General features: G+C 71.7%; 30 protein-coding genes. 6 read left to right on the forward strand and 24 right to left on the reverse strand.

The annotated features are described in order from the left end of the window. Positions 1 to 57 precede the first annotated feature (57 nt). From lgt to trpC, 5 genes are read right to left on the reverse strand one after another with little or no spacing between them, the layout of a single operon-like run. Positions 58 to 1,050 (reverse strand): prolipoprotein diacylglyceryl transferase, encoded by a 993-nt coding sequence (lgt, locus tag BJ958_RS08735; protein WP_179726477.1) that lies wholly within the window; start codon positions 1,048 to 1,050, stop codon positions 58 to 60. A gap of 29 nt (positions 1,051 to 1,079) precedes the next feature. Beyond that, positions 1,080 to 1,664, reverse strand: a complete 585-nt coding sequence (locus BJ958_RS08740) for an SCO family protein (RefSeq protein ID WP_246319023.1) — start codon at positions 1,662 to 1,664, stop codon at positions 1,080 to 1,082. A 13-nt stretch (positions 1,665 to 1,677) separates the two neighbouring features. Beyond that, on the reverse strand, positions 1,678 to 2,475 hold the full coding sequence (gene trpA / locus BJ958_RS08745) for a tryptophan synthase subunit alpha (protein ID WP_179726479.1): 798 nt from the start codon (positions 2,473 to 2,475) through the stop codon (positions 1,678 to 1,680). Continuing rightward, a complete protein-coding gene (gene trpB / locus BJ958_RS08750; protein WP_179726480.1) occupies positions 2,472 to 3,704 on the reverse strand; it encodes a tryptophan synthase subunit beta in 1,233 nt (410 codons plus the stop codon). The genes trpA and trpB overlap by 4 nt, the downstream gene beginning before the upstream one ends. After that, the gene (gene trpC, locus BJ958_RS08755) at positions 3,701 to 4,507 is read right to left on the reverse strand and encodes an indole-3-glycerol phosphate synthase TrpC (RefSeq protein ID WP_179726481.1); all 807 of its coding nucleotides are present in this window, start codon (positions 4,505 to 4,507) and stop codon (positions 3,701 to 3,703) included. Before trpC ends, trpB begins: the two co-directional genes overlap by 4 nt. A 185-nt stretch (positions 4,508 to 4,692) precedes the next feature. On the opposite strand from trpC, the gene BJ958_RS08760 reads away from it, so the two are divergent. Continuing rightward, entirely contained in the window at positions 4,693 to 5,040 is a 348-nt protein-coding gene (locus BJ958_RS08760; RefSeq protein WP_179726482.1) for a DUF4190 domain-containing protein, read from the forward strand. Between the two features lie 100 nt (positions 5,041 to 5,140). Here the strand turns inward: BJ958_RS08760 and BJ958_RS08765 are convergent, their stop codons facing one another. From BJ958_RS08765 to BJ958_RS08790, 6 genes are read right to left on the reverse strand one after another with little or no spacing between them, the layout of a single operon-like run. Further along, positions 5,141 to 5,578, reverse strand: a complete 438-nt coding sequence (locus BJ958_RS08765) for a DUF2752 domain-containing protein (protein WP_179726483.1) — start codon at positions 5,576 to 5,578, stop codon at positions 5,141 to 5,143. A gap of 14 nt (positions 5,579 to 5,592) precedes the next feature. Next, complete coding sequence (locus BJ958_RS08770) at positions 5,593 to 5,793, reverse strand: HGxxPAAW family protein (protein ID WP_179726484.1); 201 nt, start codon at positions 5,791 to 5,793, stop codon at positions 5,593 to 5,595. A 59-nt stretch (positions 5,794 to 5,852) separates the two neighbouring features. Further along, positions 5,853 to 6,485 carry a Trp biosynthesis-associated membrane protein gene (locus BJ958_RS08775; RefSeq protein ID WP_179726485.1) on the reverse strand — a complete coding sequence of 211 codons (633 nt, stop codon included), beginning with the start codon at positions 6,483 to 6,485 and terminating at the stop codon, positions 5,853 to 5,855. Continuing rightward, positions 6,478 to 6,828: a phosphoribosyl-AMP cyclohydrolase gene (gene hisI / locus BJ958_RS08780; protein WP_179726486.1), complete on the reverse strand. Its 351-nt coding sequence runs from the start codon at positions 6,826 to 6,828 to the stop codon at positions 6,478 to 6,480. Before hisI ends, BJ958_RS08775 begins: the two co-directional genes overlap by 8 nt. 8 nt (positions 6,829 to 6,836) lie before the next feature. Beyond that, positions 6,837 to 8,666 (reverse strand): ABC transporter transmembrane domain-containing protein, encoded by a 1,830-nt coding sequence (locus BJ958_RS08785; protein WP_273516194.1) that lies wholly within the window; start codon positions 8,664 to 8,666, stop codon positions 6,837 to 6,839. Further along, positions 8,663 to 10,432: an ABC transporter ATP-binding protein gene (locus tag BJ958_RS08790; protein WP_343052615.1), complete on the reverse strand. Its 1,770-nt coding sequence runs from the start codon at positions 10,430 to 10,432 to the stop codon at positions 8,663 to 8,665. The genes BJ958_RS08785 and BJ958_RS08790 overlap by 4 nt, the downstream gene beginning before the upstream one ends. 162 nt (positions 10,433 to 10,594) lie before the next feature. Here BJ958_RS08790 and BJ958_RS08795 point away from each other — a divergent pair, with 162 nt between their 5' ends. Further along, a complete protein-coding gene (locus BJ958_RS08795; protein WP_179726488.1) occupies positions 10,595 to 10,783 on the forward strand; it encodes a hypothetical protein in 189 nt (62 codons plus the stop codon). Here the strand turns inward: BJ958_RS08795 and BJ958_RS08800 are convergent. From BJ958_RS08800 to priA, 3 genes are read right to left on the reverse strand one after another with little or no spacing between them, the layout of a single operon-like run. Then, entirely contained in the window at positions 10,777 to 11,127 is a 351-nt protein-coding gene (locus BJ958_RS08800) for a hypothetical protein (RefSeq protein ID WP_179726489.1), read from the reverse strand. The two genes, BJ958_RS08795 and BJ958_RS08800, sit on opposite strands and share 7 nt — an antisense overlap. A 17-nt stretch (positions 11,128 to 11,144) precedes the next feature. Then, complete coding sequence (hisF, locus tag BJ958_RS08805) at positions 11,145 to 11,921, reverse strand: imidazole glycerol phosphate synthase subunit HisF (RefSeq protein ID WP_179726490.1); 777 nt, start codon at positions 11,919 to 11,921, stop codon at positions 11,145 to 11,147. Further along, positions 11,918 to 12,655, reverse strand: coding sequence for a bifunctional 1-(5-phosphoribosyl)-5-((5-phosphoribosylamino)methylideneamino)imidazole-4-carboxamide isomerase/phosphoribosylanthranilate isomerase PriA (gene priA, locus BJ958_RS08810; RefSeq protein ID WP_179726491.1), 738 nt, complete (start codon positions 12,653 to 12,655; stop codon positions 11,918 to 11,920). Before priA ends, hisF begins: the two co-directional genes overlap by 4 nt. A gap of 164 nt (positions 12,656 to 12,819) precedes the next feature. On the opposite strand from priA, the gene BJ958_RS08815 reads away from it, so the two are divergent. Then, positions 12,820 to 13,677, forward strand: a complete 858-nt coding sequence (locus tag BJ958_RS08815; protein ID WP_179726492.1) for a DUF6801 domain-containing protein — start codon at positions 12,820 to 12,822, stop codon at positions 13,675 to 13,677. Between the two features lie 33 nt (positions 13,678 to 13,710). Beyond that, on the forward strand, positions 13,711 to 14,769 hold the full coding sequence (locus tag BJ958_RS08820) for an amidohydrolase family protein (RefSeq protein WP_179726493.1): 1,059 nt from the start codon (positions 13,711 to 13,713) through the stop codon (positions 14,767 to 14,769). Here BJ958_RS08820 and hisH read toward each other — a convergent pair. From hisH to hisD, 4 genes are read right to left on the reverse strand one after another with little or no spacing between them, the layout of a single operon-like run. Then, the gene (gene hisH, locus BJ958_RS08825) at positions 14,753 to 15,400 is read right to left on the reverse strand and encodes an imidazole glycerol phosphate synthase subunit HisH (RefSeq protein ID WP_179726494.1); all 648 of its coding nucleotides are present in this window, start codon (positions 15,398 to 15,400) and stop codon (positions 14,753 to 14,755) included. The two genes, BJ958_RS08820 and hisH, sit on opposite strands and share 17 nt — an antisense overlap. Then, positions 15,397 to 16,005 carry an imidazoleglycerol-phosphate dehydratase HisB gene (hisB, locus tag BJ958_RS08830; RefSeq protein ID WP_179726495.1) on the reverse strand — a complete coding sequence of 203 codons (609 nt, stop codon included), beginning with the start codon at positions 16,003 to 16,005 and terminating at the stop codon, positions 15,397 to 15,399. Before hisB ends, hisH begins: the two co-directional genes overlap by 4 nt. Further along, positions 16,002 to 17,114 (reverse strand): histidinol-phosphate transaminase, encoded by a 1,113-nt coding sequence (locus BJ958_RS08835; RefSeq protein WP_179726496.1) that lies wholly within the window; start codon positions 17,112 to 17,114, stop codon positions 16,002 to 16,004. Before BJ958_RS08835 ends, hisB begins: the two co-directional genes overlap by 4 nt. Then, complete coding sequence (gene hisD, locus BJ958_RS08840) at positions 17,111 to 18,427, reverse strand: histidinol dehydrogenase (RefSeq protein ID WP_179726497.1); 1,317 nt, start codon at positions 18,425 to 18,427, stop codon at positions 17,111 to 17,113. The genes BJ958_RS08835 and hisD overlap by 4 nt, the downstream gene beginning before the upstream one ends. 59 nt (positions 18,428 to 18,486) lie before the next feature. On the opposite strand from hisD, the gene BJ958_RS27735 reads away from it, so the two are divergent. Beyond that, a complete protein-coding gene (locus BJ958_RS27735) occupies positions 18,487 to 19,152 on the forward strand; it encodes an LON peptidase substrate-binding domain-containing protein (protein ID WP_343052616.1) in 666 nt (221 codons plus the stop codon). Then, a complete protein-coding gene (gene ybaK / locus BJ958_RS27740) occupies positions 19,149 to 19,625 on the forward strand; it encodes a Cys-tRNA(Pro) deacylase (protein WP_246319024.1) in 477 nt (158 codons plus the stop codon). Before BJ958_RS27735 ends, ybaK begins: the two co-directional genes overlap by 4 nt. Here ybaK and BJ958_RS08850 read toward each other — a convergent pair. The 6 genes from BJ958_RS08850 to BJ958_RS08875 form a co-directional block, all read right to left on the reverse strand. Beyond that, positions 19,555 to 20,115: a hypothetical protein gene (locus tag BJ958_RS08850; protein ID WP_179726498.1), complete on the reverse strand. Its 561-nt coding sequence runs from the start codon at positions 20,113 to 20,115 to the stop codon at positions 19,555 to 19,557. The genes ybaK and BJ958_RS08850 overlap by 71 nt on opposite strands. Then, positions 20,112 to 23,675, reverse strand: a complete 3,564-nt coding sequence (gene dnaE / locus BJ958_RS08855; protein ID WP_179726499.1) for a DNA polymerase III subunit alpha — start codon at positions 23,673 to 23,675, stop codon at positions 20,112 to 20,114. Before dnaE ends, BJ958_RS08850 begins: the two co-directional genes overlap by 4 nt. Positions 23,676 to 23,753: 78 nt before the next feature. After that, complete coding sequence (locus BJ958_RS08860; RefSeq protein WP_179726500.1) at positions 23,754 to 24,239, reverse strand: GNAT family N-acetyltransferase; 486 nt, start codon at positions 24,237 to 24,239, stop codon at positions 23,754 to 23,756. Next, a complete protein-coding gene (locus tag BJ958_RS08865) occupies positions 24,226 to 25,164 on the reverse strand; it encodes an RluA family pseudouridine synthase (protein ID WP_179726501.1) in 939 nt (312 codons plus the stop codon). The genes BJ958_RS08860 and BJ958_RS08865 overlap by 14 nt, the downstream gene beginning before the upstream one ends. Then, positions 25,161 to 25,751 (reverse strand): signal peptidase II, encoded by a 591-nt coding sequence (gene lspA / locus BJ958_RS08870; protein WP_179726502.1) that lies wholly within the window; start codon positions 25,749 to 25,751, stop codon positions 25,161 to 25,163. The genes BJ958_RS08865 and lspA overlap by 4 nt, the downstream gene beginning before the upstream one ends. After that, positions 25,724 to 26,635: a TraR/DksA family transcriptional regulator gene (locus tag BJ958_RS08875; protein WP_179726503.1), complete on the reverse strand. Its 912-nt coding sequence runs from the start codon at positions 26,633 to 26,635 to the stop codon at positions 25,724 to 25,726. Before BJ958_RS08875 ends, lspA begins: the two co-directional genes overlap by 28 nt. Positions 26,636 to 26,825: the final 190 nt, after the last annotated feature.

The following is a 26,825-nucleotide window of genomic DNA, read 5'->3' on the forward strand; positions in this document are numbered from 1 at the left end:
ACGGCACTGGCCCACGCGGCGGAGCCCTCAGGTTAGCAGGATGTCAACTGCGTGTGTTCAATCGTTTTCGTCCGTGGATGCGTCGCCGGTCACATCGGCCGGCTCTTCATCGGCGGCCGCCGCGGCGTCGGGCTCGTCGGCGGAGGGGCCGCGCCCGTCGACGTACACCTGCTCCTCGCGGCCGGGCCGGTTCTTCGTGGCCCACACGAAGTAGGCGGCGGCGAGGACGAACAGCACGATCGAGGTCCACACGTTGAACCGGAGGCCGAGCACGTTCTCGAGCTGGACGTTGTCGACGCGGAGGTACTCGATCCAGCCGCGGCCCAGGGTGTAGGCCATGACGTAGACCGCCATCACCCGGCCGTGGCCGAGACGGTAGCGGCGCTCGAGCCAGAGGATGACCGCGAAGGCGGCGAGGTTCCACAGGCACTCGTAGAGGTACGTCGGGTGGAAGACCGTGCCGTCGGCGTACGGGCCACCCATCGCGGTACCGCAGCCGATCCCGCTGGTCTGCACGCCGTCGACCAGGCACTGCCAGTGCTTCTCCTGGATCTCCAGGCCCCAGGGCAGGTCGGTGGGACGGCCGTAGAGCTCCTGGTTGAACCAGTTGCCCCAACGGCCGATCGCCTGGGCGACCAGGACGCCCGGAGCGAGCGCGTCGAGCAGCGGCAGCACCTTGATGCCGCGGCGGCGGGCTCCGATCCAGGCACCGAGCGCGCCGAGCGCGACCCCGCCCCAGATGCCGAGCCCGCCCTCCCAGACGTAGAGGGCCTTGACCGGCTCGCCACCGGAGCCGAAGTACTTCTCCCAGTCGGTGGCGACGTGGTAGAGCCGGGCGCCGACGAGGCCGAACGGCACCGCCCAGATCGCGACGTCCTGGACCTCACCGAGCGTGCCGCCGCGGGCCTGCCAGCGCTTCTCGCCGATCCAGATCGCCACGACGATGCCGAGGATGATGCACAGGGCGTAGCCGCGCAGCGGGAACGGCCCGATGTGCCACACCCCCTGCGACGGGCTGGGGATCGTGGCAGCGATGAGGGCGGGAAGCACGGCGACTCCTGGTCGTGTCCGGGACGTGTCTAGTCGTCGGTCAGCAGCGCGTGGATGTCCGCGGCGAACTCCGCGCTGGAGGTCTCCTGGTTCCACAGCGCCACCGCCTGGTGGTGCGGGTCGACCGCGAGGGTGCTGGTCGTGTGGCCGCCGAGGTCGTAGCCGCCGGTCGGGAGCAACTTCCCGTCGCTGACGTACACGTGCAGCGAGTCACCCGCCTCGATGACCTGCTCGATGCTGCCGGTCAGTCCGATGAACGACTTGTTGTAGCGGTCGAGGTAGGTCCTCAGCGTCTGCGCGTCGTCGCGAGCAGGGTCGGTGGTCACGAAGACCACGTCGACCTTCTTCTTGTCCGCCGCGTCGAGCCGGTTGATCGCCGCCGCCAGGTTGTTCATGACCATCGGGCAGTAGTCGGGGCAGCTCGTGTAGCCGAAGAAGACCAGGGTGAGGGGCTTCTTCGTGTCCGCCCCCAGCGAGTACGGCGCCCCGCTGGTGTCGGCGAGCTCGACGTCCGCAGCCTTGAAGGGGTTCGTCAGCCGGGTCCCGGTGAACGTGTCGGGCTCGCTGCCGCAGGCGGACAGGGCCAGGCCGAGCAGCACGACGAGGGCGGTCAACCCGTGGTGCAACCTACGCACGGACGCCCCCGGCGAGCTCCTCGGTGAGGGCGGCGAGGGCCGCCAGGCCCGCGGCGCGGTCGCCGGGGTGGTCGAGCAGGGTGCGGACGAAGGCGGAGCCGACGATCACCCCGTCGGCGTACGACGCCAGGTCGGCTGCCTGCGCACCGGAGCTGACCCCGACACCGACGCCGACCGGGAGGTCCGTGGTCGCCTTGGTCCGGGCGATCAGCGGGGCGACGCCCGCAGCGGTGGCCTGCTTGGTGCCGGTGACGCCCATGATGCCGGTGGCGTAGACGAAGCCGCGTGAGGCCGCGGTGGTCAGCGCGATCCGCTCGTCGGTCGACGACGGGGAGACGAGGAAGACCTTGTCGAGGTCGCGCGCGTCGGCGGCGGCCATCCACTCGGGTGCGTAGTCGGGCGTGAGGTCGGGCGTGATCAGGCCCGCTCCCCCGGCGTCGACGAGGTCCTGCGCGAACCGCTCGACGCCGTACCGCTCGACGGGGTTCCAGTAGGTCATCACGAGCGTGGGCGTTCCGGTGGCGGCGACCGCCTCGACGACCCGCAGCACGTCGGTGGTGCGGATGCCGGCGTCGAGGGCCTGCTGGGCGGCGGCCTGGATGATCGGGCCGTCCATGACCGGGTCGCTGTAGGGCAGGCCGATCTCGATGACGTCGCAGCCGGCGGCGACCATCGTCCTCAGCGCGGCGATGCTGGCCTCGACGTCGGGGAAGCCGGCCGGCAGGTAGCCGACCAGCGCCGCCCGGTCCTCGGCCCGCGCCTTCTCGAACGCGGTGCTGGTGGTGCTCACTTCTTCTCCCCCGCCTCGCCCAGGTGGAACCAGTCCATGGCGGTGCCCATGTCCTTGTCGCCACGACCGGACAGGTTGACCAGGATCGTCTGGCCCGGGCGCTCCTTGGCGACCCGCAGCGCGCCGGCGACGGCGTGCGCGGACTCGATGGCCGGGATGATCCCCTCGGTGCGGGCGAGCAGCGCCATCGCGTCCATCGCCTCGGCGTCGGTGACGGGCAGGTACGTCGCCCGCCCGGCCGCCGACAACGCGGAGTGCTGCGGCCCGACGCCCGGGTAGTCCAGGCCGGCCGAGATCGAGTGGGACTCGACGGTCTGGCCGTCCTCGTCCTGCAGGACGAAGGTGCGCGCACCGTGGAGGACACCGATCGAGCCGGCGAAGATGGTCGCGGCGTGCCGGCCGGTCTCGACGCCGTCACCGCCGGCCTCGAAGCCGTAGATCGCGACCTCGGGGTCGTCGACGAAGCCGGCGAACAGGCCGATCGCGTTCGAGCCGCCGCCCACGCAGGCGGCGACCGCGTCGGGCAGCGCGCCGTACTGGTCGAGGCACTGCTGGCGCGCCTCGTCGCCGATCCCCCGCACGAAGCTGAGGACCAGGCTCGGGAACGGGTGCGGACCCGCGGCGGTGCCGAACAGGTACGCCGTCTCGTCGACGCTGGCGACCCAGTCGCGCAACGCCTCGTTGATGGCGTCCTTGAGCGTGCGCGAGCCGCTCCGGACCGGGATCACCTCGGCGCCCAGCAGCTGCATCCGGGCCACGTTGAGGGCCTGCCGCTCGGTGTCGACCTCGCCCATGTAGACCGTGCAGTCCAGACCGAGGTAGGCCGCGGCCGTGGCCGACGCGACGCCGTGCTGGCCGGCGCCGGTCTCCGCGATCACGCGGGTCTTGCCCATCCGCTTGGTGAGCAGCGCCTGGCCGAGCACGTTGCGGATCTTGTGGGCGCCGGTGTGGTTGAGGTCCTCGCGCTTGAGCAGGATGCGGGCACCGGCGACCTCGGAGAGCCGGGTGGCGTCGTACAACATGCTCGGGACGCCGGCGTAGTCGGTGAGGAGCCGCTCGAACTCTCCGGTGAACGCGGGGTCGGCCATCGCGTCGCGCCAGGCCACGTCGAGCTCGTCGAGCGCTGCCATCAGCGCCTCCGGCATGAAGCGGCCGCCGAACGCGCCGGTCCCCCCGAACCAGCCGAACGCGTCGGCGCCGTAGTTGTCCGTCGAGTCCGTCTTGGTCATGCACCAATCCCTGTCATCGCGGCGACTGCCTGGCGCGGTGCGCCGTCCTTCACGAGCGCCTCGCCGACGAGCACCACGCTGGCGCCCTCGCCGACGAACCGCTCGACGTCCTGCGGCCCGAAGATGCCGGACTCGGCGACCTTGACCCGGTCGTCCGGGACGAGGGGCGCGAGCCGGCCGAACACGTCGAGGTCGACCTCGAGCGTCTTGAGGTTGCGGGCGTTGACGCCGATCAGCTCGGCGCCGACCTCGACCGCGCGCGCGGTCTCCTCCTCGTCGTGGACCTCCATCAGCACCGTGAGACCGAGCTCGCGGGCGAAGTCGTGCAGGCGGCGCAGCCGCTCGCCCGGCAGCGAGACCACCATCAGCAGCGCCAGGTCGGCGCCCGCCGCGCGCGCCTCGAGGAGCTGGTACTCGGTGACGATGAAGTCCTTGCGCAACAGCGGGGTGTCGACCGTCGCGCGGACCGCACGCAGGTCGGCGAGGCTGCCGCCGAAGCGGCGCTGCTCGGTCAGCACGCTGATCGCGCCCGCGCCACCGGCGGCGTACTCGCTCGCGAGCGCTGCCGGGTCGGGGATGTCGGCGAGCGCGCCCTTGCTCGGGCTCTTGCGCTTCACCTCGGCGATCACGCTCGAGCCGGGGGCGCGGAAGTGGGGCATCGGGTCGCGCGGCGGGTCCACGTCAGCGAGCGCGGCTCGCAGGTCCGCCTCCGAGGTCACCGCCTGACGGGCGGCGAGGTCCTCGAGCACTCCGGCGACGATCCCGTCCAGCACCGTGGGCTGGGAGGCCTGGGGGGCCGACATCTGACGCCTCCGTGACGTTTCTGTGGTGGGTCCGGTTCAAACAGCGTGGCGTGGGAACACCTCCGACGGCACCGACACACCAACGCGTGGTGTCGAGTGTGGCACGCGGCCGTTAGGGTTCCACACACCGCCCGCAACTCGGTCGGGCCGCACGACACCTTGCACACCTGAGAAGGGACCTCATCGTGAGCTACAACGAGCCGCCGAACTACGGCACCCCGCCCCCGCCGCCCGGTGGGGGCTACGGATACGGCGGCCCCGTCGGTGGTGGCGACCACCCGCAGGGCACGACCATCCTGATCCTCGGCATCCTCGGCCTCGTCTGCTGCGGCCCCGTCGGAATCGCGGCGTGGGTCATGGGCAACAAGGCGATCAAGGAGATCGACGCGAACCCGGGCGCCTACACCAACCGGGGCACCGTCAACGCGGGCCGGATCTGCGGCATGATCGCCACGATCTTGATGATCGTCGGGATCATCGCCTACATCATCCTCTTCGCCGTGGCCGGAACGGTCAGCTTCAGCACGAGCTGATCACCGTCCGGCCGGCGTCGGCCGACGAGCACCACCCGGCGGGGTCGGGCAGCAGCCTGGCCCCGCCGATGCGCGTCCGGAGCACGCCGGGAGCACGCCGTCAGGGGGCGAGCCACGCCCCCGCGGCGGTGTTGCGCACCACGGCGAACACCAGCATCGCCGCCAGCAGCAGGCCGGTCATCGCGAGCACCCGTCGCTCGGGGACCGCCCAGGCGCGGCCCGTCCAGCGGCCGTGCGTCCAGCGCGCGACGGCGTAGACGACGAACGGGACGACCAGCACGAAGAGCAGGTTGCTCGAGGCGGCGGCGCCGAGCTGGAGGTTGGTGAGGTCGTTGACCGCGCGCAGGCCGCCGCAGCCCGGGCAGGAGAAGCCCGCGGCCGCGAACGGGCACAGGCCCCAGCTGCCCTGCTCGTGCGGGTCGCGCAGGTGGAGCGCGAGGCTCGCCGCGGCGAGGCCGCCGACCAGCGCGACCGGCGGCACCATCCGGCGCCACCGCGCCGGAGCGTCGGTGCGGGCCGGCTGCGCCGCGACCACCATGGCAGGGGCCAGGTTCAGTGACCGGCCTCGTGGAAGCCCATCTTGGCCATCACCAGGAAGGTGACGCCACCGGCGACGACGACGACGGTACCGACCCAGAAGAGGGTCCAGTTCAGCGGGTGGACGGACATGCCGATCGCTCCCACGACGAAGCCGACGAGCGCGACGAGGACGGCGGTCCAGGCCGCGGGGGTGTTGCCGTGGTTGTCGGCCATGAGAGGGAACTCCTCGCTCGTTCGGGTGGATCGGGTGTGATTCTAGGGGGTGGAGGGGTTCAGCCGTCCGTCGGGCTGTCGGTCGGGTCGTGACCCTCGTCGAGGGACTTCCACAGGTCGAGGTTCGACTGGTCCGCCGGGTCCTCGGTCGAGGCGGCCGCGCCGGCCGCGCCGGCGCCCGTGGGAGCGTCGTACCGGCTGCCCATCTCGGGCCACGACGGCACCAGGCGTACGGCGGCAGCAGCCGCGACGAGCGCGACCAGGGCGCAGCCGAGCGCGATCCACAGCCAGCTGCTGCGCTCGACGTCGATGGCGGTGAGGTTGAGCCCGAGGCGGGTCGCGAGGTCGGCCGCGGCGTCGTCGTCCTGCACGAACCCGCCGACCACGACCACGACGATGATGCCGGCGGCCGCGAGCAGCGCGAGCAGGGCCGCGCCGCGGCGCACGATGCCGCGGGTCACGAGCAGGACACCCCAGGCGGCCAGCGCGACCAGGGCCAGCGCACCGGCGAGCGGGAACTCGACCGAGCGCTCCTGCACCGTCGGGGCGATGCCGCCGGCCGCGGTCAGGGTCGCCTCCGGGATCGCGAGCATGGCCTTGTGGCCGGCGACGGCGGCGAAGCCGCTGCCGGCGAGGCCGAGCAGGACGACCGGGCCGAAGGTACGGCGGGCGCCGTCGTCGTCCTCAGCCACTGAGCAGTCCGTCGTCGAAGCAGGTGCGGGCACCGGTGTGGCAGGCGACGCCGACCTGGTCGACCTTGACCAGCAGGGTGTCGCCGTCGCAGTCGAGCCGGACCTCCTTGACCAGCTGCGGGTTGCCGGAGGTCTCGCCCTTGACCCAGTACTCGCCCCGCGAGCGGCTCCAGTAGGTCGCCCGGCCGGTGGTCAGGGTGCGGTGCAGCGCCTCGTCGTCCATCCACGCGAGCATCAGCACCTCTCCGGTGTCGTGCTGCTGCACCACCGCCGGCACCAGCCCGTCGGGGGTGCGCTTGAGACGGTCGGCGATCTCGGTGGGGAGGGAAGTCACGTGCTCCATTATCCCGATCAGCCGTGCTGGGCCACCCACGAGGCGTGCAGCCTCGCGTAGGGCGTGTCCGCCTGCTGCACGAGCTCGGCGTGCGGGCCGTGCTGGACGATCCGCCCCTTGTCGACGACAACGACGACGTCGGCGGCCTCGGCCGTGGACAGCCGGTGGGCGATGGTGACCGACGTACGCCCGCTCATCAGCCGCTCGAGGGCCCGCCCGATCCGGGTCTCCAGCTCGGGATCGACGGCGCTGGTGGCCTCGTCGAGGACGAGCAGGTCGGGGTCGGCGAGCTGGGCACGGAGCAGGGCGACGAGCTGCCGCTCCCCCGCCGACAGCGACTCGCCGCGCTGGCCCACCCGGGTGTCGACGCCGTCGGGCAGGCCGGCCAGCCAGTCGCCGAGGCCGATCGTGTCGGCGGCCCGGCGGATCTCGTCCTCGGTGGCGCCCAGCCTGCCGTAGCGGACGTTGGCGGCGAGGGTGTCGTCGAACAGGAAGCCCTCCTGCGGGACGAGCACGACGCTGCGGCGCAGCGCGCTCTCGGCGACCTCGCGCAGGTCGATGCCGTCGAGCAGGACCCGGCCGCGGCTGGGGTCCATCAGCCGGGTGAGCAGCTTGGCGATGGTGGACTTGCCGGAGCCGGTCTCCCCGACGACCGCGACCCGCTGGCCGGCCGGCACGACCAGGTCGATGTCGCTGAGCACCTCGACCCCACCGGGGTAGGCGAAGCAGACCCCGTCGAAGCGGACGTCGATCGCGCCCTTGGGCAGGCTCTGCCCGTCGGGGCCGGGGTCGACCAGGTCGGCCGGGGTGTCCAGGATGCCGATCACGCGGCGCCAGCCGGCGATGGCGTTCTGGGCGTCGGTGAGGATCTGGGTGCCCATCTGGACCGGGCCGACGAAGAGCGTCACCAGGAACGCGAAGGCGAGCACCTCGCCGGCCGTGATCCCCTCGCCCCACGCGAAGCCCTGGCCCAGCCAGATGCCGACGACGAGCACGCCGGCGTTGGCGACGCCGGCGGAGATGCCGCCGAGGCTGAACGAGAACGCGGTGAAGCCCTGGGCGCGGGTGCTGGCGGCCTTGTGGGCGTCGATCGCGGTGTCGATCCGCTCCTGGGTGCGCGCCTCGATCGCGTAGGACTTCACGACCGCGGCCCCGACCACGGGCTCGGACACCGCGGAGAGCAGCACGCCGACCTGGCGTCGTACGGTGCCGTAGGCGGCGGCCAGCTTGCGCTGGAAGTAGCGCAGGCTCAAGAAGAGCGGGGCGAAGCAGACCCACACCACGATGGCGAGCTGCCAGCTGTAGAAGACCATGACCACGGTCGCGATCAGCATCTGCCCGACGCTGACCACGAAGATCAGGCCGCCGAAGACGAGGAACTGGCTGACCTGGTCGACGTCGCTGGTCACCCTCGAGACGAGGGCGCCGCGGCGCTCGGTGTTCTGGGTGAGCAGGGGCAGGTCGTGGACGTGGCGGAACGCCTTGACCCGCAAGGTCGCCAGGCCGCGCTCGGCGGAGGAGAACAGCCGCGCCGTCATGGCGTACGACGCCCAGCTGGTCACCACGATCGCGGCGGTCGCGGCGAGCGCGAGCCAGGCGGTGAACGTCGGGTCCGGTCCACCGGGTCCGCGCAGGCCCTTGTCGATGGTCTGCTGGACCGCGATCGGTACGACGACCTGCCCGACCGAGGCGAGCACGGCGAGGACCAGCGTCCAGCCGATGCCCTCGACCAGCTCCGGCGAGTGACGGATGCCGCGCCGGATGGTCTCCCAGGCGCCGATGTCCTCGCCGGTCGCGAGGCGGGTGTGCTCGGGCGCGCCCCGTTCCGGGCTCAGCGTGGTGCTCACGCGCTCACCTCCTCGTGCTCGGTCTCGTAGGCGTTGACGAGGCGGGCGTAGTCGGCGTTGCGGGCGACCAGGTCCTCGTGGGGTCCGCGGTCGGCGATGCGGCCGTCGACGAGGTAGAGCACCTCGTCGGCCAGGCCGATCGTGGCCTTGCGGTAGGCGACGACGACCAGCGTGGTGTCGGTCTCGCCGAGGCCGGCGAGGATCCGGGCCTCGACCTCGGGGTCGACCGCGGACGTGGCGTCGTCGAGGACGAGGAGCCGCGGTCGGCGTACGAGCGCGCGGGCCAGGGAGAGCCGCTGTCGCTGGCCGCCTGACAGCGACGTGCCGCGCTCCCCCAGCCGGGTGTCGAGGCCGTCGGGCAGGGCGGCGACGAAGCCGTCGGCCTGGGCCGTGCGCAGCGCGGCCCACACCTCGTCGTCGGGCACGTCGAGGCCGAGCGTGACGTTGCCGCGGACCGTGTCGTCGAAGAGGAACGCGCTCTGCGGCACGACGGCCAGCACGTCCGCCAGCCCGCCGCGGCGCAGCTCGCGCAGGTCGGTCCCGTCGACCCGGATCGCACCGGCGTCGACGTCGACGAGGCGCGCCAGCAGCCCGGTGAGGGTGCTCTTGCCGGACGCGGTGGCCCCCACGAGGGCGACCGTGCGGCCGGGCTCGACCTCGAAGGTGACCTCGCGCAGCAGCGGCCGGTCGGCGGTGTAGCCGAAGGCGGCGCCGTCGACCTCGAGCCGCGCGCCACCGTCGTGCTGGGGCACCTCGCGGTCGCCGTACTCCATGGCGCCGGTGGCCGCGACGACCGCGGCGACCCTGCGGTAGCCGACGACGCTGCGCGGGAAGTCGCCCAGCAGCCACCCGATCGAGCGGATCGGGAACGCGACGACCGTGAGCAGGTAGGCGATCGTGACGACGTCGCCGGCGACCGTCGAGCCCGACACGACGCGGTGCACGCCCATCACGAGGACGACCAGGACCGCGAGGTTCGGCAGCGCGGCGAGGGTCGGGTCGAACGCCGCGCGGATGCGGCCGACCTTGATGTTGGCCTCGCGCAGCTCCTCGGCCTTGGCCCGGAACCGCTGCGTCTCCTCCGGCTCGCGGCCGAGGGTCTTGACGACGAGCGCGCCGTCGAAGGACTCGTGGGCGATCTCGGAGAGCTCGGCGCGCAGCTCCTGGGCGCGGGTCGCCCAGCCCTGGGCGAGGCGCTGGTAGACGACGTTGACGCCGATGACGAGCGGGAAGACGAGCAGGCCGACCGCGGCGAGCGCGAGGTCGGTGAGCAGCATCTGCACGACCGCGATCACCATCATCGCGACCGTCCCGACGGCCATCGGCAGCGGCGCGATCGGTCCCCAGGCCGCCTCGACGTCGGCGTTCGCGTTGGACAGCAGCTCGCCGGTCGGGTGCTTCTGGTGCCACTCCATGGGCAGGCGGAGGTACTGGCGGGTGACGGCGCGGCGGCTGTGGGCCTGCATCCGGTACTGCATGACGCCGGCCCCGAGCCGGCGGGCCACGATGCCGACCGCTCGCAGGATCGCGACGCCGACGAACAGCCCGAGCACCGCCCACAGCAGGCCGCCGCCGATCTCGCCGTCCCTGAACGCAGGGAGCACGACGTGGTCGGTCGACCAGCCCAGCACCCAGGCGTCGGCGACGGTCAGCGCGCCGAACAGCAGGCTCCCGACGGTCGAGACCGCGAAGATCCAGGGCTCGCGCCTGATGGCCACCCAGAGCACGCCGAACCCGGCGGACGTCGTACCGCTTCCTGTGCTCACTTCTGCCCGCAACCTCGCACCGCGCGAGCCTATTCCTCGCGCCGGCGTCGGTGCCGTTGCGGGGTGGATGCAGAAGCCCTGCTCGCCGACTGCCTGGCCGAGCCCATGGCAGCCTGTGGAGAGCTCAGTGCACGTGCCGCGAGATCGGACGATGCTGCAGGCATGGACGTTCTCGGTACCCGTCTCGGTGTCCTCTGCCCCAGCCTCGCTCTCCTGGTCGCCGTGCTGACCGGCTGCAGCAACGGCGTCGACGGCGAGGCCGACCTGCGCACACCCCCGGCGCGCGACCGTCCGACGGGCCACGCCGGCGACCTGGCCGGCCGGGGCGCCGAGGGCCTCGGCGCCTACTGAGCGGTGGTGGGAGGCCCCAGCGGGCTGACGATCCGCACGCTCATGTGGAACGTCGACATCGCACCCTCGAGCACGACCAGGAACCCGTCGGGACCGTCCCGGTAGACCTGGCGGCTCTGCTCGAAAGCCGGGTCGGGCGGGTTGAACTCACGGCAGGCGCGCAGGGCCGCCTCGAGCGCCACACCGCGTTCGGCGTGCTCGGTCTTGCCGACCTGCACGACGGTCGGCGGCTTGAGGTCGCCGCGGTTGGAGTACTCGACCAGGACCCGCCACGGTCCCTGGCCGGTGACATCGGGTTCGGCAGGGCCGGCGGCCGCGCTCGGCTCGTAGGTGTCGTACGTCATGGCCGCACCCTCCCCCGTCACCGGACCGGCACACCTGCCGCCGACAGGGAGGCCTTCACGTCCGAGATCCGCAGCGTGCCGAAGTGGAAGACGGTGGCAGCGAGCACGGCGTCCGCGCCGGCCTCGACGGCGGGCGGGAAGTGCTCGACGGCGCCGGCGCCGCCGGAGGCGATGACGGGGATGGAGACCTCGGCGCGGACCCTGCGGATCAGCTCGAGGTCGAAGCCGTCGGTGGTGCCGTCGGCGTCCATGGCGTTGAGCAGGATCTCGCCCGCACCGAGCTCGGCGGCGCGGACGGCCCACTCGATCGCGTCGAGGCCGGCGGACTGGCGACCGCCGTGGGTGGTGACCTCGAAGCCCGAGTCCGTGGTGACGCCGGAGCCGGCGACCACGCGACGGGCGTCGACGGAGAGGACGAGCACCTGGTTGCCGAAGCGGTCGGCGATCTCGGCGATCAGCTCGGGCCGGCGGATCGCCGCGGTGTTGACGGCGATCTTGTCGGCACCGGCCCGCAGCAGCCGGTCGACGTCCTCGACCGAGGAGACGCCGCCGCCGACGGTGAGCGGGATGAAGACCTGCTCGGCCGTCGCGGAGACGATGTCCATCGTGGTCGCGCGTCCCTCGTGGGAGGCGGAGATGTCGAGGAAGGTGAGCTCGTCGGCACCCTCTGCGTCGTACAGACGGGCCAGCTCGACCGGGTCGCCCGCGTCGCGCAGCTCCTGGAAGTTCACGCCCTTGACCACGCGGCCGGCGTCGACGTCGAGGCACGGGATGACCCGGACCGCGAGGGTCATACGAGGCCACCCCGGGTCAGCTCGAGCGCGTCCTCGAGGGTGAACTGCCCCGTGTAGAGGGCGGTTCCGGCGATCGCGCCCTCGACGCCGATGGGCACGAGCTTCATCAGGGCGCGGATGTCGTCGAGCGTCGTCACGCCGCCCGAGGCGACGACGGGACGCGAGGTGGCGGCGCAGACGTCCTCGAGGAGCTGGAGGTTCGGGCCCTGCAGCATGCCGTCCTTGTTGACGTCGGTGACGACGTAGCGGGCGCAGCCCTCGGAGTCGAGGCGGGCGAGCGTCTCGTACAGGTCGCCACCCTCCTGGGTCCAGCCGCGCGCGGCCAGCGTGCGGCCACGGACGTCGAGTCCCACTGCCACGCGGTCGCCGTACGTCGCGATGGCGCGGGCACACCACTCGGGCTGCTCCAGGGCGGCGGTGCCGATGTTGACCCGACGACACCCGGTGGCCATCGCCGCCTCCAGGGACTCGTCGTCGCGGATGCCGCCACTCATCTCGACCTGGATGTCGAGGCGACCGACGATCTCGGCCTGGAGCTCGCGGTTGTTGCCGTGGCCGAAGGCCGCGTCGAGGTCGACGAGGTGGATCCACTCGGCACCGGCCTCCTGCCAGCGCAGCGCCGCCTCGATCGGGTCGCCGAAGCGCTTCTCGGAGCCGTCGACGCCCTGCACCAGCTGGACGGCCTGGCCGCCCTTGATGTCGACAGCGGGCAGCAGCTCGAGGTAGCCGGTCATGGCCGCGATCCTAGATGAGCCGGACCGGGGTCCCGCGCCGCGTCTCGCCGACACGGGAGACAGGGACTAGAACTTGTTCTCTTTTTGTGATGGGGTGGTGAAACGGCCGCCACTCGGGAGGGGTGGCGGCCGGCACAACACCACATTTCGGGAGGGAAACCCTTATGACCTTGCGTCATCGCTTCACGCTGCGCCCCGTCTCCGCCGGCGCCGTTCTCGGCCTCGCGGCCAGCACCGCCGTCGTCCTCGGCACGGCGGGCACGGCATCGGCCGCGCCCATCGACTTCGACTGCACCGTGCCGGTGCTCGGGGCGAACACCTTCTCGGTCGACGTCACGACGAACGCCCCGGCAACCGCACCGGCCGGCACGTCGATCAGCCCGACAGTCACCTCGATCATGACCGTGCCGGACAGCCTCGCCGACACGATGCGGCTGTTCTTCTCACCGGACACGATCGGGGGGACCGTCCAGGCCACCAACCTCGTCGACGGCAAGCAAGTGGTGACGACGATCGTCATTCCGGCCACCGCTGTCCCGTCGGACGGGCCCATCTCCCTCACCGGCACCGGCGTGATGCCGGCCTTCACGGCGGGCCCGCAGGGGACGACGCACCAGATCCAGGCGGGTGCCCAGCAGGTGGGCATGGTGCTGACCACGAACGGCACGCCTTCACCGTTCGACATCCCCTGCACGCCCGCCGGGGGCCAGAACACCGTCATCGGCTCGGTCACGACCACTGCAGCGCCGGCGTCAACGACCACCGTCAAGGCGAAGTACTCCAAGAAGGCACGCAAAGCAACCGTGACGGCGAGCGTCACCGCGACCGGAGCCAGCCCGTCCGGCGCGGTCACCTTCACCCTCAAGAAGGGCAAGAGGGTCACGACCAGGACGGCGACCGTCGCCGGGGGCACCGCCACGGCGACCTTCAAGAAGCTCAAGAAGGGGAAGTACACGGTCACGGCGTCCTACAGCGGCAGCGTGGGCGCCTCCAGCGCCACGACCAAGCTCAAGGTCCGCTGACCCGGCCCGGCAAAGCCGGGTAGCGTCGTCGTCATGTCCGCCTGGCACCTCCAGGGACGGGTTCTTCCCGACGACGCCGACCGCGATGTCTACGTGGTCGACAGGCGGATCTCGTTCACGCCCGTTGCCGACGCGACCACCCTGGGGACCGGCCTCGTGCTGGTCCCCGGGCTGGCCGACGCCCACGCCCACCTGTCGCTGGCGAGCCCCGCGGGCGACGACGCGCCGGCCGGTGAGCGGGTGCGCGCCAGCGCCCGCGCCCACCTCGAGGCCGGAGTTCTCGCGGTGCGCGAGCCCGGCAGCCCCGACCGTGCGTCCCGGGGCCTCGGCCCGGACGCGGGTCTCCCCCGGGTCACCACGGCGGGCCGGTTCCTCGCACCTGCCGGACGCTACTTCCCCGGCCTGGCCCGCGAGGTGAACGACGGCGAGCTGGTCGAGGCGGCCCTCGAGGAGCTCGCCTGGAGCGGCGGCTGGGTCAAGCTGATCGGCGACTCCCCCATCCCGGGGCCCGGGATGACCCGCACCTTCAGCGAGGCGGCGGTCGTCGCCGCGACCCGCGCCGTGCACGCCGCCGGCGGCCGGGTCGCGATGCACTGCGCACTGCCGGACGTGATCCAGTCCGCCATCGAGGCCCGGATCGACACCCTCGAGCACGCGACCTTCCTCCAGGCCGACCAGGTCCCCTCACTCGCGGCGTACGGCGGCAGCTGGGTGCCGACGCTGAGCATCAACGAGGCGATCCGCGGGATGCTCCCGTCCACCATGGGCGAGCTGATCGACCGGATGCCCCTCGCCCTCGCGGCGGCGGCCGCGGCCGGCGTACCGATCCTCGCCGGGACCGACGCGGGCATGGGCCCGCACGGCCGGGTCCGTCACGAGATCGAGCTGCTCGCCCGGTACGGGCTCACGCCGGAGCAGGCACTCGGCGCCGGTTCGTGGCGCACCCGCGAGCTGCTCGGGCTCCCCGGCATCGCCGAGGGCGCGCCGGCCGACCTCGTCGCCTTCGACACGGACCCGCGCGACGACCTGGGCGTGCTGGCCGCACCACGGATCCGCGTCCTGGACGGGACGGTGCTCAGCCCAGCGACGTGACCCAGTTGCGCAGCAGCTGGGCGCCCGCATCACCCGACTTCTCCGGGTGGAACTGGGTCGCGCACAGCGGCCCGTTCTCGACGGCCGCGACGAAGCGGTCGCCGCCGTGCTCGGCCCAGGTCACGAGGGGCCGGTGGCTGTCGGGCGTGCGGTCGTTGGTGACCAGCGTCCAGTCGCGCACGCCGTAGGAGTGCACGAAGTAGAAGCGCTCGTCCTCGATGCCCGCGAACAGCCGCGTGCCCTCGGGCACCGACACCGTGTTCCAGCCCATGTGCGGGACGATCGGCGCCTGCAGCCGCTCGACCACGCCGGGCCACTCGCCGCAGCCCTCGGTCTCGACGCCGTGCTCGATGCCCTTCTCGAACAGGATCTGCATGCCCACACAGATGCCGAGCACCGGCCGGCCACCGGACAGGCGACGGGCGATGATGCGCTCGCCACGGATCGCCCGCAACCCGCGCATGCACGCCTCGTAGGCACCGACGCCCGGCACCAGCAGGCCGTCTGCCTCCATCGCCGCGTCGAGGTCACCGGTCAGGGTGACCGATGCCCCGGCCCGCTCGACCGCGCGTACGGCGGAGCGCAGGTTGCCGGAGCCGTAGTCGAGGACGACGACGGACGGAGCGCTCACAGGGCTCCCTTGGTGGAGGGGATGCCGGTCTCGCGGGGGTCGATCGCGACGGCGTCGCGGAAGGCACGGGCGAACGCCTTGAACTGCGTCTCGACGATGTGGTGCGGCTCGCGGCCGGCGAGCACCCGCACGTGGAGCGCGAAGTGCCCGTGGAAGGCGATCGACTCGAAGACGTGCTGGGTCAGCGAGCCGAGGTAGGAGACGCCGGAGCCGCCGAGCTGGACGTACTGCTGGCCCTCGGGCTCACCGGTGTGGACGCAGTAGGGACGCCCGGACACGTCGACGACGGCGTGCACCAGCGCCTCGTCGAGCGGGACGGTCGCGTCGCCGAAGCGGCGGATGCCGACCTTGTCGCCCAGCGCCTGGCGCAGCGCCTGGCCCAGCGTGATCGCGGTGTCCTCGACCGTGTGGTGGGCGTCGATGTGGACGTCACCGTCGGTCTGGACGGTCAGGTCGACCAGCGCGTGGCGCGCGAACGCGGTCAGCATGTGGTCGTAGAAGCCGACGCCGGTGGAGATGTCGTGCTTGCCGGTGCCGTCGAGGTTCACCTCGACGATCACCTTCGACTCGCTGGTCTGCCGCTCGATCCGTGCAGTCCGGCTCATGCGCGTTCTCCGTTCACATCGGTCAGTGCAGCCCGGAAGGCTGCCATCTCGTCGGGGGTGCCGACCGAGACCCGCAGCCACCCCTCGGGCCCGGTCTCCCGGATCAGGACTCCCTGGTCGAGGAGACCCTGCCAGACAGCATGGCGGTCGGCGAATCGCCCGAACAACACGAAATTGGCGTCCGAGTCGGCCACGTCGTACGCCTCGGCGCGCAGCCAGTCGACCAGCGCGTCCCGCTCACGGCGCAGGTCGTCGACCTTGCCGAGCAGCTCGGGCGCGTGGCCGAGGGCCGCCAGCGCGACCGCCTGGGTGACCGCGGAGAGGTGGTAGGGCAGTCGGACGACTCGGATCGCGTCGCAGATCTCCGGCGCCGCGGCGAGGTAGCCCAGCCGCAGCCCGGCGCCCGCGAAGGCCTTGCTCATGGTGCGGGTGACCACGAGGTTGCGGTACGACGCCAGCAGCTCGAGCGCACTCGGGACCCCGGTGCGCCGGAACTCGCCGTAGGCCTCGTCGACCACGACGATGCCGTCGTCCCCCGCCGCCTCGCACAGCACGCCGACCGCCTCGGGCGGCAGCGCGGTGCCGGTGGGGTTGTTGGGGCTGGGCAGCAGGATCACGCTCGGCTGCTCGGTCTTGACCAGGTCGCGCGCGGCGTCGAGGTCGAGAGCGAAGTCCTCAGCCCGGCGGCCGGCGACCCAGCGGGTGTTGGTGTCGCGGGCGTACTCCGGGTACATCGAGTACGTCGGCGCGAAGCTCACCGCCGTGCGCCCCGGCCCGCCGAAGGCCTGCAGCAGCTGGAGCATGACCTCGTTGGAGCCGTTGGCCGCCCACACCTGCTCGGGCACGATGCCGGCGGGCGTGTCCTTGGACAGGTAGGCGGCCAGGGCCTCGCGCAGCGCCACGAACTCGCGGTCGGGGTAACGGTTGAGGGTCCCGGCCGCGGCAGCAGCCGCCGCGGCGATGTCGGCGACGCACGCCTCGGACGGGCCGTAGGGGTTCTCGTTGACGTTGAGCTGGACAGGGACGTCCAGCTGCGGGGCACCGTACGGCTCGATCCCGCGCAGCTCCTCGCGCATCGGCGGCCAGCCGCCGCCCGTCGATCCCGTCATCGCGTCGACCGGACCGTGATGGCGGCACCGTGGCCGGGCAGGTCCTCGGCCTCGGCGAGGGTGACGACGTGGCCGGCGACCTCGGCGAGCGCCTCGGCGGAGTAGTCGATGACGTGGACCGACTTGGTGAACGCGCGGACCGAGAGCCCCGAGGAGTGGCAGGCGCAGCCGGCCGTCGGGAGCACGTGGTTGGACCCGGCACAGTAGTCGCCGAGGCTGACCGGGGCGTGCGGGCCGACGAAGATCGCGCCGGCGTTGCGGACCCGGGCGGCCCAGCCGGCGGCGTCCTCGGTGTGGATCTCGAGGTGCTCGGCGGCGTACGCGTTGACGACGTCGAGGCCCTGCTCGAGGTCGCGGACCAGCACGATGCCGGACTGCTTGCCCCCGAGCGAGGTGATGATCCGCTCGCTGTGCTTGGTCGCGGCGACCTGCTGGTCGAGCTCCGCCTCGACCTCGGTGGCGAGCCGCTCGGAGGTGGTGACCAGGACCGATGCGGCCAGCGGGTCGTGCTCGGCCTGGCTGATCAGGTCGGCGGCGACGTAGGCCGCGTTGCCGGTGTCGTCGGCGAGGATCGCGATCTCGGTGGGCCCCGCCTCGGAGTCGATGCCGACCTGGCCCTTGAGGATGCGCTTGGCGGTGACGACCCAGATGTTGCCGGGGCCGGTCACCAGGTCGACCCGCCGGCAGGGGCCGACGCCGTAGGCGAACATGGCGATCGCCTGGGCGCCGCCGACGGCGTACACCTCCTCGACGCCCAGCAGCGCGCACGCCGCCAGGATCGTCGGGTGCACCGAGCCGCCGAACTCCTTCTGCGGCGGGCTGGCGAGCGCGATCGACTCGACGCCCGCGGTCTGCGCGGGGACGACGTTCATCAGCACCGACGACACCAGCGGCGCGAGCCCGCCGGGGACGTAGAGGCCGACCCGGCCGACCGGCACCTTGCGGTGGGTGACCCGGGCGCCGGGACCGAGGTCGGTGACGGCGTCCTGCTCGAGCTCGTTGGCGCAGGTCGCGCGCAGCCGGCGGATCGACTCCTCCAGGCCCGCGCGGATGTCGGGGTCGAGGTCGTCGAGCGCAGCCTGCATCACGGCCGGCGCCACCCGGATGTCGTCGACGCGCACGCCGTCGAACTTCTCCCCGAACTCCACGATCGCGTCCAGGCCGCGGGTGCGGACCTCCTCGCAGATCGCATGCACCGCCGGCACCGCCGCTTCGATGTCGAAGTCGGCACGGGGCACTGCCGCGCGGTAGTCGGTCTCGGACTCCGCGGAGTCGGAGACCGTGCGCAGGTCGATGCGACGGATCAGGGACATGCCCCCGATTCTACGGTCGCCGCGCGTGTCGCTGCCGCGGTCCCCGCTACGTTGGACACGTGACGGACCAGCTCCCGATGTTCCCGCTGAACGCGGTGCTCTACCCGGGGGTCAGTGTGCCGCTGCACGTCTTCGAGGACCGCTACCGGGCCCTGGTGCACCACCTGCTGCGCACCGAGGACCCGTCGCAGCGGCTGTTCGGGTCGGTCGCGATCCGCGAGGGCTACGAGGTCGGCGACCACGGCACCCAGTCGCTGTACCGGATCGGGGTCCGTCTCCAGCTCACCGAGGTCGAGGCCCGCGCCGACGGGAGCTTCGACGTGGTGGCGGTCGGCCGCGACCGGATCCAGCTCGACCGTCTGCTCACCACCGGCGACTACCCGGTCGGCGAGGTCACCGTGCTGCCGAGCCGGGCGACGGAGGTGCCCGAGGAGGTCGTGGAGCAGGCCCGGGCCACGTTCACGGCCTACCGCCACGTGCTCCGCTCGATCGCCGGCGACCCGCTGCAGGGCGATCTGCCGAAGGACCCGACCTACCTGTCCTGGACGCTCGCGGCCTGCACGCCGCTGCCGATGGGCGAACGCCAGCAGCTGCTCGAGGCCAACGACGCGGCCGAGCGGCTGGTGCTGGTCACCGACCTGCTCCGCGCCGAGCTGCGCACCATCAACGTGATCACCTCGCTGCCGGCGACCGAGGTCGCGCGCACCCGCTGGAGCCCCAATTGACCCCGGCGATCAACGCCCTCAAGAAGGCCGGCGTGGCGTTCACCGTCCACGAGTACGACCACGACGCCCGGGCGGAGTCGTACGGCGGCGAGGCGGCCGCGGCGATGGGCATCGCGCCGGACCGGGTGTTCAAGACCCTGTTCGCCGACGTCGACGGCGCCCTCGTCGTGGGCGTCGTGCCCGTCTCGGGTCAGCTCGACCTCAAGGCACTGGCCCGCGCCGTCGACGGGCGCAAGGCCGCGATGGCCGATCCGAGGGCCGCCGAGCGGGCGACCGGGTACGTCGTGGGCGGGATCTCCCCGCTCGGGCAGCGCAAGGCGCACCCGACCGTCGTCGACGAGACCGCGCTGCCCCACGACACGGTGTTCGTCTCCGCGGGCCGGCGCGGGCTGGAGATCGAGCTCAGCCCTGCGGAGCTGGTGCGGCTGACGGCTGCTCGGGTCGCACCGATTCGCCGGCCGTCGTCGGGTTGAGCGAGAGCATCAGCACCAGGTAGGCGAGCATCGCGCCCACCGGCCAGGCGAGGTACGGCGTCCAGCTCGCGACGGTGAGATGCCCGGGCAGGGTGTCACCCGCCTTGTGGCCGGCCAGCAGGGTCGCCGGGTCGGCCGGGCTGAACGACTCCCCCAGCAGGGTCATCACCAGCACGCCGAGCCCGGCACCGACCAGCACCGCGACGATCCCCGCGACCGCCCGGTTGCGGGCGAGCCAGCCGCCGGCCAGGCCGAGCAGCAGGGCGAGGCCGAAGGCGATGACGACGTAGGTCGCCGTACCGCTGAAGTCGCGGGTGATGCCCGGGTCGAACGGGTCGGGGTACCAGGCCTTCCCGGCCGGGGTGTCGTAGATCTTCCCCTGCGGGGCGGGTCCCCACCACGTCCACCACAGCCAGCCGCCGGCGGCACCGAGCAGGGCGCCGAGCACCGGCGGGACGACGAGGACGCCGGCCAGGTCGCGTGTCCTCATCGGTCGAGGCACCCGGGCCCGAGGAGGTGCTTGAGGTCGGCGAAGAGCGAGACCGAGGGAGTCACCCGGAGATTGTCCCCCAGCCGCATGAGCTTGGTGGAGTCGCGGCTCAGCAGCTGGAGCCGCACCTCGGTCAGCCCCGCGTGGGAGGACAGCACCTCGCGCAGCTGGGCGACCACCGGCCCGGTGCACCGGCTCGAGGGCAGGCTGATCACGACCGGCCCGTCGCTGCCCCGCTCGAGGTCGGGGACGGTGACCTCCTGGCCCCGCAGCTGGGCGGGCTCGCGGTCGGTGTCGAGCTGGCCGCGGACCCGGATGATCGCGTCCTCGGTGAGGTACGGCGCCGCGAGCCGGTAGGCGCTCGGGAACAGCAGCACCTCGATCGCACCCTCGAGGTCCTCCAGCGTCACGGTGGCCCAGGGGTCGCCGTTCTTGGTGATCTTGCGCTGGATGGAGGTGACCAGCCCGGCCACCGTGACCGTCGAGTTGTGCGGGCGGCTCTCGTCGGTGACCAGCTGGCCGATGGTGCAGTCGGTGCCGTTGGACAAGACGTGCTCGAGGCCGAGCAGCGGGTGGTCGGAGACGTAGAGGCCGAGCATCTCCCGCTCGTGGCCGAGCAGGGTCATCTTGTCCCACTCGTCGATGTCGGGGATCGCGACGCTGACGCCGAACCCGCCGTCGCTGCCGTCGTCGTCGCCCAGCCCGGCGAACAGGGAGTCCTGGCCGATGGCCTCGTTGCGCTTGATGTCGACGTACTGGTCGACCGCGGTCTCGTGGATGGCGACCAGGGCACGGCGCAGGTGCTTCATGTCGTCGAACGCGCCGGCCTTGATCAGCGAGTCGATGACCCGCTTGTTGCACACGGTGGCCGGCACCTTGGACAGGAAGTCGTTGAAGTCGCCGAACCGGCCCTTCTCGACCCGCGCCTCGACGATGCCGTCGACGACGTTGGAGCCGACGTTGCGGATCGCGGTGAGGCCGAAGCGGATGTCGCGGCCGACGGCGGTGAAGTTGTGGGCCGACTCGTTGACGTCGGGCGGGAGCACCTGGATCTTCATCCGGCGGCACTCGTTGAGGTAGATCGCCATCTTGTCCTTGTCGTCCTTGACGGACGTCAGGAGCGCGGCCATGTACTCGGTCGGGTAGTTGGCCTTGAGGTAGGCGGTCCAGTAGGTGATGACGCCGTATGCCGCGGAGTGCGACTTGTTGAACGCGTAGTCGGCGAACGGGACGAGGATCTCCCAGAGCGTCTTGACCGCGTCCTTGGGATACCCGCGCTCGAGCATGCCGGCCTCGAAGCCCTCGAACTGGGCGTCGAGCTCGGCCTTCTTCTTCTTGCCCATGACCCGGCGCATGTTGTCGGCGGCGCCCAGCGAGTAGCCCGCCAGGACCTGGGCGATCGCCATCACCTGCTCCTGGTAGACGATCAGGCCGTAGGTCTCCCCCAGCACCGGCTCGAGCGCCTCGGCGAGCGCCGGGTGGATCGGCTCGATCGGCTGGCGCCCGTTCTTGCGGTGGGCGTACTTGTTGTGGGAGTCGGCACCCATCGGGCCGGGTCGGTAGAGCGCACTGACCGCGGTGATGTCGGCGAACTTGTCGGGCAGCATCGAGCGCAGCAGCGCGCGCATGCCCCCACCATCGAGCTGGAACACGCCCAGGGTGTCGCCCCGGCCCATCAGCTCGTAGGTGGCCCGGTCGTCGAACGGGAGCTCCTCGAGGACGACGACCTCGTCCTTGTTGGCCTTGATGTTGGCCAGCGCGTCCTCGAGGATGCGCAGGTTGGACAGGCCCAGGAAGTCCATCTTGACCAGGCCGAGCGACTCGCACATCGGGTAGTCGAACTGGGTGATCACCGCGCCGTCCTGCGGGCGGGCCATGATCGGCACGATGTCGATCAGCGGCTCGCTGGACATGATCACGCCGGCGGCGTGCACACCCCAGTTGCGGATCTGGCCCTCGAGCCCGACCGCCGTCTGGTAGATCGTGCGCACGTCGGCGTCGGACTCGTAGAGCGCCCGGAACTCGCCACCGTCGTTGTAGCGCTTGTGCTCGGGGTTGAAGATCTCCTTGAGCGGCACGCCCTTGCCCATGACGTCGGGCGGCATCGCCTTGGTGATCTTGTCGCCGATCGCGAAGCCGTGGTCGAGCACGCGCGCGGCGTCCTTGATCGCAGCCTTGGCCTTGAGCCGGCCGAAGGTGGCGATCTGCGCGACGCGCTCGGCGCCGTACTTCTCCGAGACGTACTGGATGACCTCGCCGCGGCGGGCATCGTCGAAGTCGATGTCGAAGTCGGGCATCGAGGGACGCTCGGGGTTGAGGAAGCGCTCGAAGAACAGGCCGTGCTCGAGGGGGCACAGGTCGGTGATGCTGAGCGCGTACGCCGCGATGGAGCCCGCACCCGAGCCACGGCCCGGGCCCACGCGGATGCCGTTGCGCTTGGACCACTGGATGAAGTCGGCGACCACGAGGTAGTAGCCGCAGTAGCCCTTCTGGGAGACGACCGAGAGCTCCATCTCGACCCGGTCCTTGACCTCCTGGGTCAGCTTGTCGCCGGGGTAGCGCGCCTCGATGCCGCGCCAGACCTCCTTGCGGAACCAGGACTCCTCGGTCTCGCCCTCGGGGATGTCGGCGCGGGCCATGTAGCCGCCGGTCGACTCGGTGAACTCGACCGAGCAGCGCTCGGCGATCGCGACGGTGTTGTCGCAGGCCTCGGGCATGCCGAACTTCCCGGCCCACAGCTCGCGCATCTCGGCGGCGGACTTGATGTAGTAGCCGCCGCCGTCGAACTTGAGCCGGTTGGTGTCGGAGAGCCGCTTGCCGGAGGCGACGCAGATGAGGGCGTCGTGGGCGTCGGCGTCCTCGGGGTTGTTGTAGTGGGAGTCGTTGGTGGCGATCGGCGGGATGCCGAGCTCCTTGCCGAGGCGCAGCAGGTCGTCGCGGACCCGCTTCTCGATGGAGATGCCATGGTCCATCAACTCCAGGAACACCGACTCCTTGCCGTAGATGTCCTGCAGCTCGGCCGCCTCGCGGACCGCCTCGTCCCACTGGCCCAGCCGCAGCCGGGTCTGGATCGCGCCGCTCGGGCAGCCGGTGGAGACGATGATGCCCTTGCTGTGCTCGGCGAGGATCTCCTTGTCCATGCGGGGCTTGAAGTAGTAGCCCTCGAGGCTGGACCGGGACGAGAGCCGGAACAGGTTGTGCATGCCCTCGGTGGACTCGGCCCACATCGTCATGTGGGTGTAGGCACCACCACCGGCGACGTCGTCGCCACCCTCCTCGGCGGCGTCGCCCTTGCCCCACCGCACCCGGCGCCGCTCGCCGCGCGGCGTGCCCGGGGTGATGTAGGCCTCGATGCCGATGATGGGCTGGACGCCGTACTTCTTCGCCTTGGAGTAGAAGTCGTAGGCGCCGTGGAGGTTGCCGTGATCGGTCATCGCGATCGCCGGCATGCCGAGGTCGTTGACGCGGGTGAACAACCCGTCGAGCAGCGAGGCTCCGTCGAGCATGGAGTACTCGGTGTGGACGTGCAGGTGGACGAAGTCCCCGGCGTCAGCAGCCATCGGTGGTTCGGCTCTCCTCAGGGTCAAGGGGCGGTCGCTCGGGGAAGAGGACCAGCCTACGTGACGGTCGCGCCGACTCTAGGACGACCCTCCGACAGATCCGGCCGGCCACTCCATGCGCAGGTCGGGTGCCCGTTCCTCGTTCCCGGAGCCGTCGGTGTGCTCGCGCTCGACCAGTCCGCGGGCGGCGTAGAAGGCCCGCGCAGGGGTGTTCTGCTCGAAGACCCACAGGCTGAACCCGTCGCCCAGTCGAGCCTTCACCAGGTCGAGCAGGGCACCGCCGACGCCGGTGCCCTGGTGGGCCGGGTCGACGTAGAGGTCGTTGAGCCAGGTCCGGGTGAACCGGGCGTAGCCGACGACCTGGCCGGCCGTCTCGGCGACCCAGTTCTCGGCCGTGCCGAAGTTCGCGGCGAGGTAGGCGCGGACCTCCTCGGGGCTGTGGATCCCGGGTGGCATCGCGGCCACGGCGCGGGCAGCGACCTGCACCGCGGCGATCCGCGGTACGTCGTCCGGCACCGCCGGGCGGAGCAGGAGGCCCGGGTCCGGGGACTCAGTGGGCGTCACGGATGACCTCGAGCGCGTGCGCGAGGTCGTCGGGGTACGACGACTCGTACTCGACGTACGCGTTCGTCTCGGGGTGCTCGAAGCCGAGCTTCACGGCGTGCAGCCACTGCCGCTCGAGACCGACCCGGCGGGCGAGCACCGGGTCGGCGCCATAGGTGAGGTCGCCGACGCAGGGATGCTTGAGCGCGCTCATGTGCACCCGGATCTGGTGGGTGCGCCCGGTCTCGAGGTGGATCTCGAGGAGGCTGGCGAAGCGGTGCGCCTCGAGCGTCTCGTAGTGGGTGACGCTGTGCCGGCCGTCCTCCATCACCGCGAACTTGTAGTCGAACCTCGGGTGCCGGCCGATCGGCGCGTCGACGGTGCCCTCGAGCGGGTCCGGGTGCCCCTGGACCAGCGCGTGGTAGGTCTTGTCGACCGTGCGGCGGCGGAAGGCGTTCTTGAGGACCGAGTAGGCGTGCTCGGACTTGGCGATCACCATCACCCCCGAGGTGCCGACGTCGAGGCGCTGGACGATGCCCTCACGCTCCTTCGCGCCGGAGGTGGAGATCCGGAAGCCGGCTCCGGCGAGGTGGCCCACCACGGTCGGCCCGCGCCAGCCCGGGGACGGGTGCACCGCGACGCCGACCGGCTTGTCGATCACGACGATCGCGTCGTCGTCGTGGATGATCTTGATCCCCTCGACCAGCTCCGGCACGACCTCGAGCGGGTCGGCCTCGGCCGGGATGGACACGTCGAGCACCGAGCCGCCGAGGACCCGCTCGCTCTTGCCGCTGACCGGAGCGCCGTCGAGGACGACCAGGTCCTGGGCGATCAGCTCGGCCGCGCGGGTTCGCGAGACGCCGAACAGCTGCGCCATCGCGACGTCGACCCGCTCGCCGTCGAGGCTGTCGGGCACCGGCAGGCTGCGGTGGTCGACTGTCGTCACGACTCCTCCTGGGTCTCGGGCGTCGCGGCCTTCTCGGCCTTGCTGCCGTCGAGGCTCACGCCCCGCAGCACCTGGAGCAGGATCAGGCCGACGCCGACGTTGATGCAGATGTCGGCGACGTTGAAGACCGGCCAGTTCGGCAGCATCAGGAAGTCGACGACGTGGCCCTTGAACGGCCCGGGCTCGCGAACCATCCGGTCGACCAGGTTGCCGTCGATGCCGGCCAGCAGCAGGCCCAGGCCGACGGCCCAGACCTTGCTGACCGCCCTGCGGCTGACCCACAGCACCACGAGGGTCGCGACGCAGGCCAGGCAGGTGATGGCGAGCGTGAACCGGGTGCCGAGGCTGAACGCCGCGCCGGGGTTGTAGGTCAGGTGCAGCTTCAGCAGCTCGCCGACGACCTCGCGGTCGGGCTCGCCTGCCAGGTGGCGCACCGCCAGCACCTTCGCGACCTGGTCGATCGCGACCATGGTCACGGCGACCGTGGCGAAGATCAGCCAGCTGCTCGGCTTGGCCAGCAGGCGCTCGTTGGTATGGCCGGGCCCGTCGTCGCGGTGGTCTACCGGCGTTCCTCGCGCTGCTTGCATGTCATGCACAGTGTGGCACGCGGAAACGCCATCAGCCGCATCTTGCCGATGGGGTTGCCGCACGACTCGCACACGCCGTACGTGCCGTCGTCGATGCGGGCCAGGGCCCGGTCGATCTGGGCGACCTTCTCGCGCTCGTGGTTGAGGACGGTGAGCTCGTGGTCACGCTCGAAGCTCGTCGCGCCGAGGTCGGCCTGGTCCTGGCCGGCGCCGTCGCCGGAGTCGCGCAGCAGCCCGCTGAGGTCGGCCTCCTGCTCCTCGAGGATCGTGGCGCTCGCCTCGCGCTGCTCGTGGAGCTCGGCCAGCACCTCGGCCAGCTCGGCGGCCGACCATGCCTCCTCGTGGTCGAGGACGACCAGGGACGCGGGGGTGGCCTTGCGTGCGGCTGCCTTCGTGGCCGGGGCCGACTTCTTCGCGGGTGCTGCCTTCTTCACCGGTGCTGCCTTCTTCGCTGGGGCTGGAGCGGCCTTCTTGGCGGGAGCCGCCTTCTTCGCGGGGGCCGGGGCTACCTTCTTGGCCACGGACGTCTTCTTCGCAGGAGCGGGTGCCGCCTTCTTGGCGGGAGCGGCCTTCTTGGCCGGAGCCGCCTTCTTGGCGGGAGCCGCCTTCTTCGCGGGGGCCGCGGCTGCCTTCTTGGCCGGGGCCGTCTTCTTGGCCGGGGCCGTCTTCTTGGCCGGGGCCGTCTTCTTGGCCGGAGCCGCCTTCTTGGCCGGAGCGGCGTTCTTCGCGGGGGCTGCCTTCTTGGCGGCCGCGGGTGCCGCCTTCGTGGCGGCGCTCTTCTTCGCCAGGACGTCGGTGCTCGCCGTGGCCTTCCGTGGGCGGATGATCTTCCGGGCGGCGGAAGCGGCCTGACCGGCCAACGACTTCTTCGTGCTGCGGGCCATTGAAGGACTCCTCGAAAGGCGGCGACCCACGCGCCAGCGAGCGGTGGGCGTGCTGCGGAGGGTAGCGGGTACGACGAAACCGTCCAAGGAGGCGCGCAGGGAGCGAGACCGGCCCGCAACGACGAACCGGCCGGCCCGCTGTGCGGGCCGACCGGTCCGGTCGAGCTGTCAGGAAGGTCGAGCCGAGCGG

This window comes from Nocardioides kongjuensis, assembly GCF_013409625.1.
Lineage (GTDB): Bacteria > Actinomycetota > Actinomycetes > Propionibacteriales > Nocardioidaceae > Nocardioides > Nocardioides kongjuensis.

Coding starts and splice junctions, on each gene's coding strand:
- trpB (WP_179726480.1), bottom strand. CDS start 3,704: ATGACCAAGACGGACTCGACGGACAACTACGGCGCCGACGCGTTCGGC.
- trpC (WP_179726481.1), bottom strand. CDS start 4,507: ATGTCGGCCCCCCAGGCCTCCCAGCCCACGGTGCTGGACGGGATCGTC.
- BJ958_RS08765 (WP_179726483.1), bottom strand. CDS start 5,578: ATGGTGGTCGCGGCGCAGCCGGCCCGCACCGACGCTCCGGCGCGGTGG.
- BJ958_RS08770 (WP_179726484.1), bottom strand. CDS start 5,793: ATGGCCGACAACCACGGCAACACCCCCGCGGCCTGGACCGCCGTCCTC.
- hisI (WP_179726486.1), bottom strand. CDS start 6,828: ATGGAGCACGTGACTTCCCTCCCCACCGAGATCGCCGACCGTCTCAAG.
- BJ958_RS08795 (WP_179726488.1), top strand. CDS start 10,595: ATGGACGTTCTCGGTACCCGTCTCGGTGTCCTCTGCCCCAGCCTCGCT.
- BJ958_RS08800 (WP_179726489.1), bottom strand. CDS start 11,127: ATGACGTACGACACCTACGAGCCGAGCGCGGCCGCCGGCCCTGCCGAA.
- hisF (WP_179726490.1), bottom strand. CDS start 11,921: ATGACCCTCGCGGTCCGGGTCATCCCGTGCCTCGACGTCGACGCCGGC.
- priA (WP_179726491.1), bottom strand. CDS start 12,655: ATGACCGGCTACCTCGAGCTGCTGCCCGCTGTCGACATCAAGGGCGGC.
- BJ958_RS08815 (WP_179726492.1), top strand. CDS start 12,820: ATGACCTTGCGTCATCGCTTCACGCTGCGCCCCGTCTCCGCCGGCGCC.
- BJ958_RS08820 (WP_179726493.1), top strand. CDS start 13,711: ATGTCCGCCTGGCACCTCCAGGGACGGGTTCTTCCCGACGACGCCGAC.
- hisB (WP_179726495.1), bottom strand. CDS start 16,005: ATGAGCCGGACTGCACGGATCGAGCGGCAGACCAGCGAGTCGAAGGTG.
- BJ958_RS08835 (WP_179726496.1), bottom strand. CDS start 17,114: ATGACGGGATCGACGGGCGGCGGCTGGCCGCCGATGCGCGAGGAGCTG.
- hisD (WP_179726497.1), bottom strand. CDS start 18,427: ATGTCCCTGATCCGTCGCATCGACCTGCGCACGGTCTCCGACTCCGCG.
- BJ958_RS08850 (WP_179726498.1), bottom strand. CDS start 20,115: ATGAGGACACGCGACCTGGCCGGCGTCCTCGTCGTCCCGCCGGTGCTC.
- dnaE (WP_179726499.1), bottom strand. CDS start 23,675: ATGGCTGCTGACGCCGGGGACTTCGTCCACCTGCACGTCCACACCGAG.
- lspA (WP_179726502.1), bottom strand. CDS start 25,751: ATGCAAGCAGCGCGAGGAACGCCGGTAGACCACCGCGACGACGGGCCC.
- BJ958_RS08875 (WP_179726503.1), bottom strand. CDS start 26,635: ATGGCCCGCAGCACGAAGAAGTCGTTGGCCGGTCAGGCCGCTTCCGCC.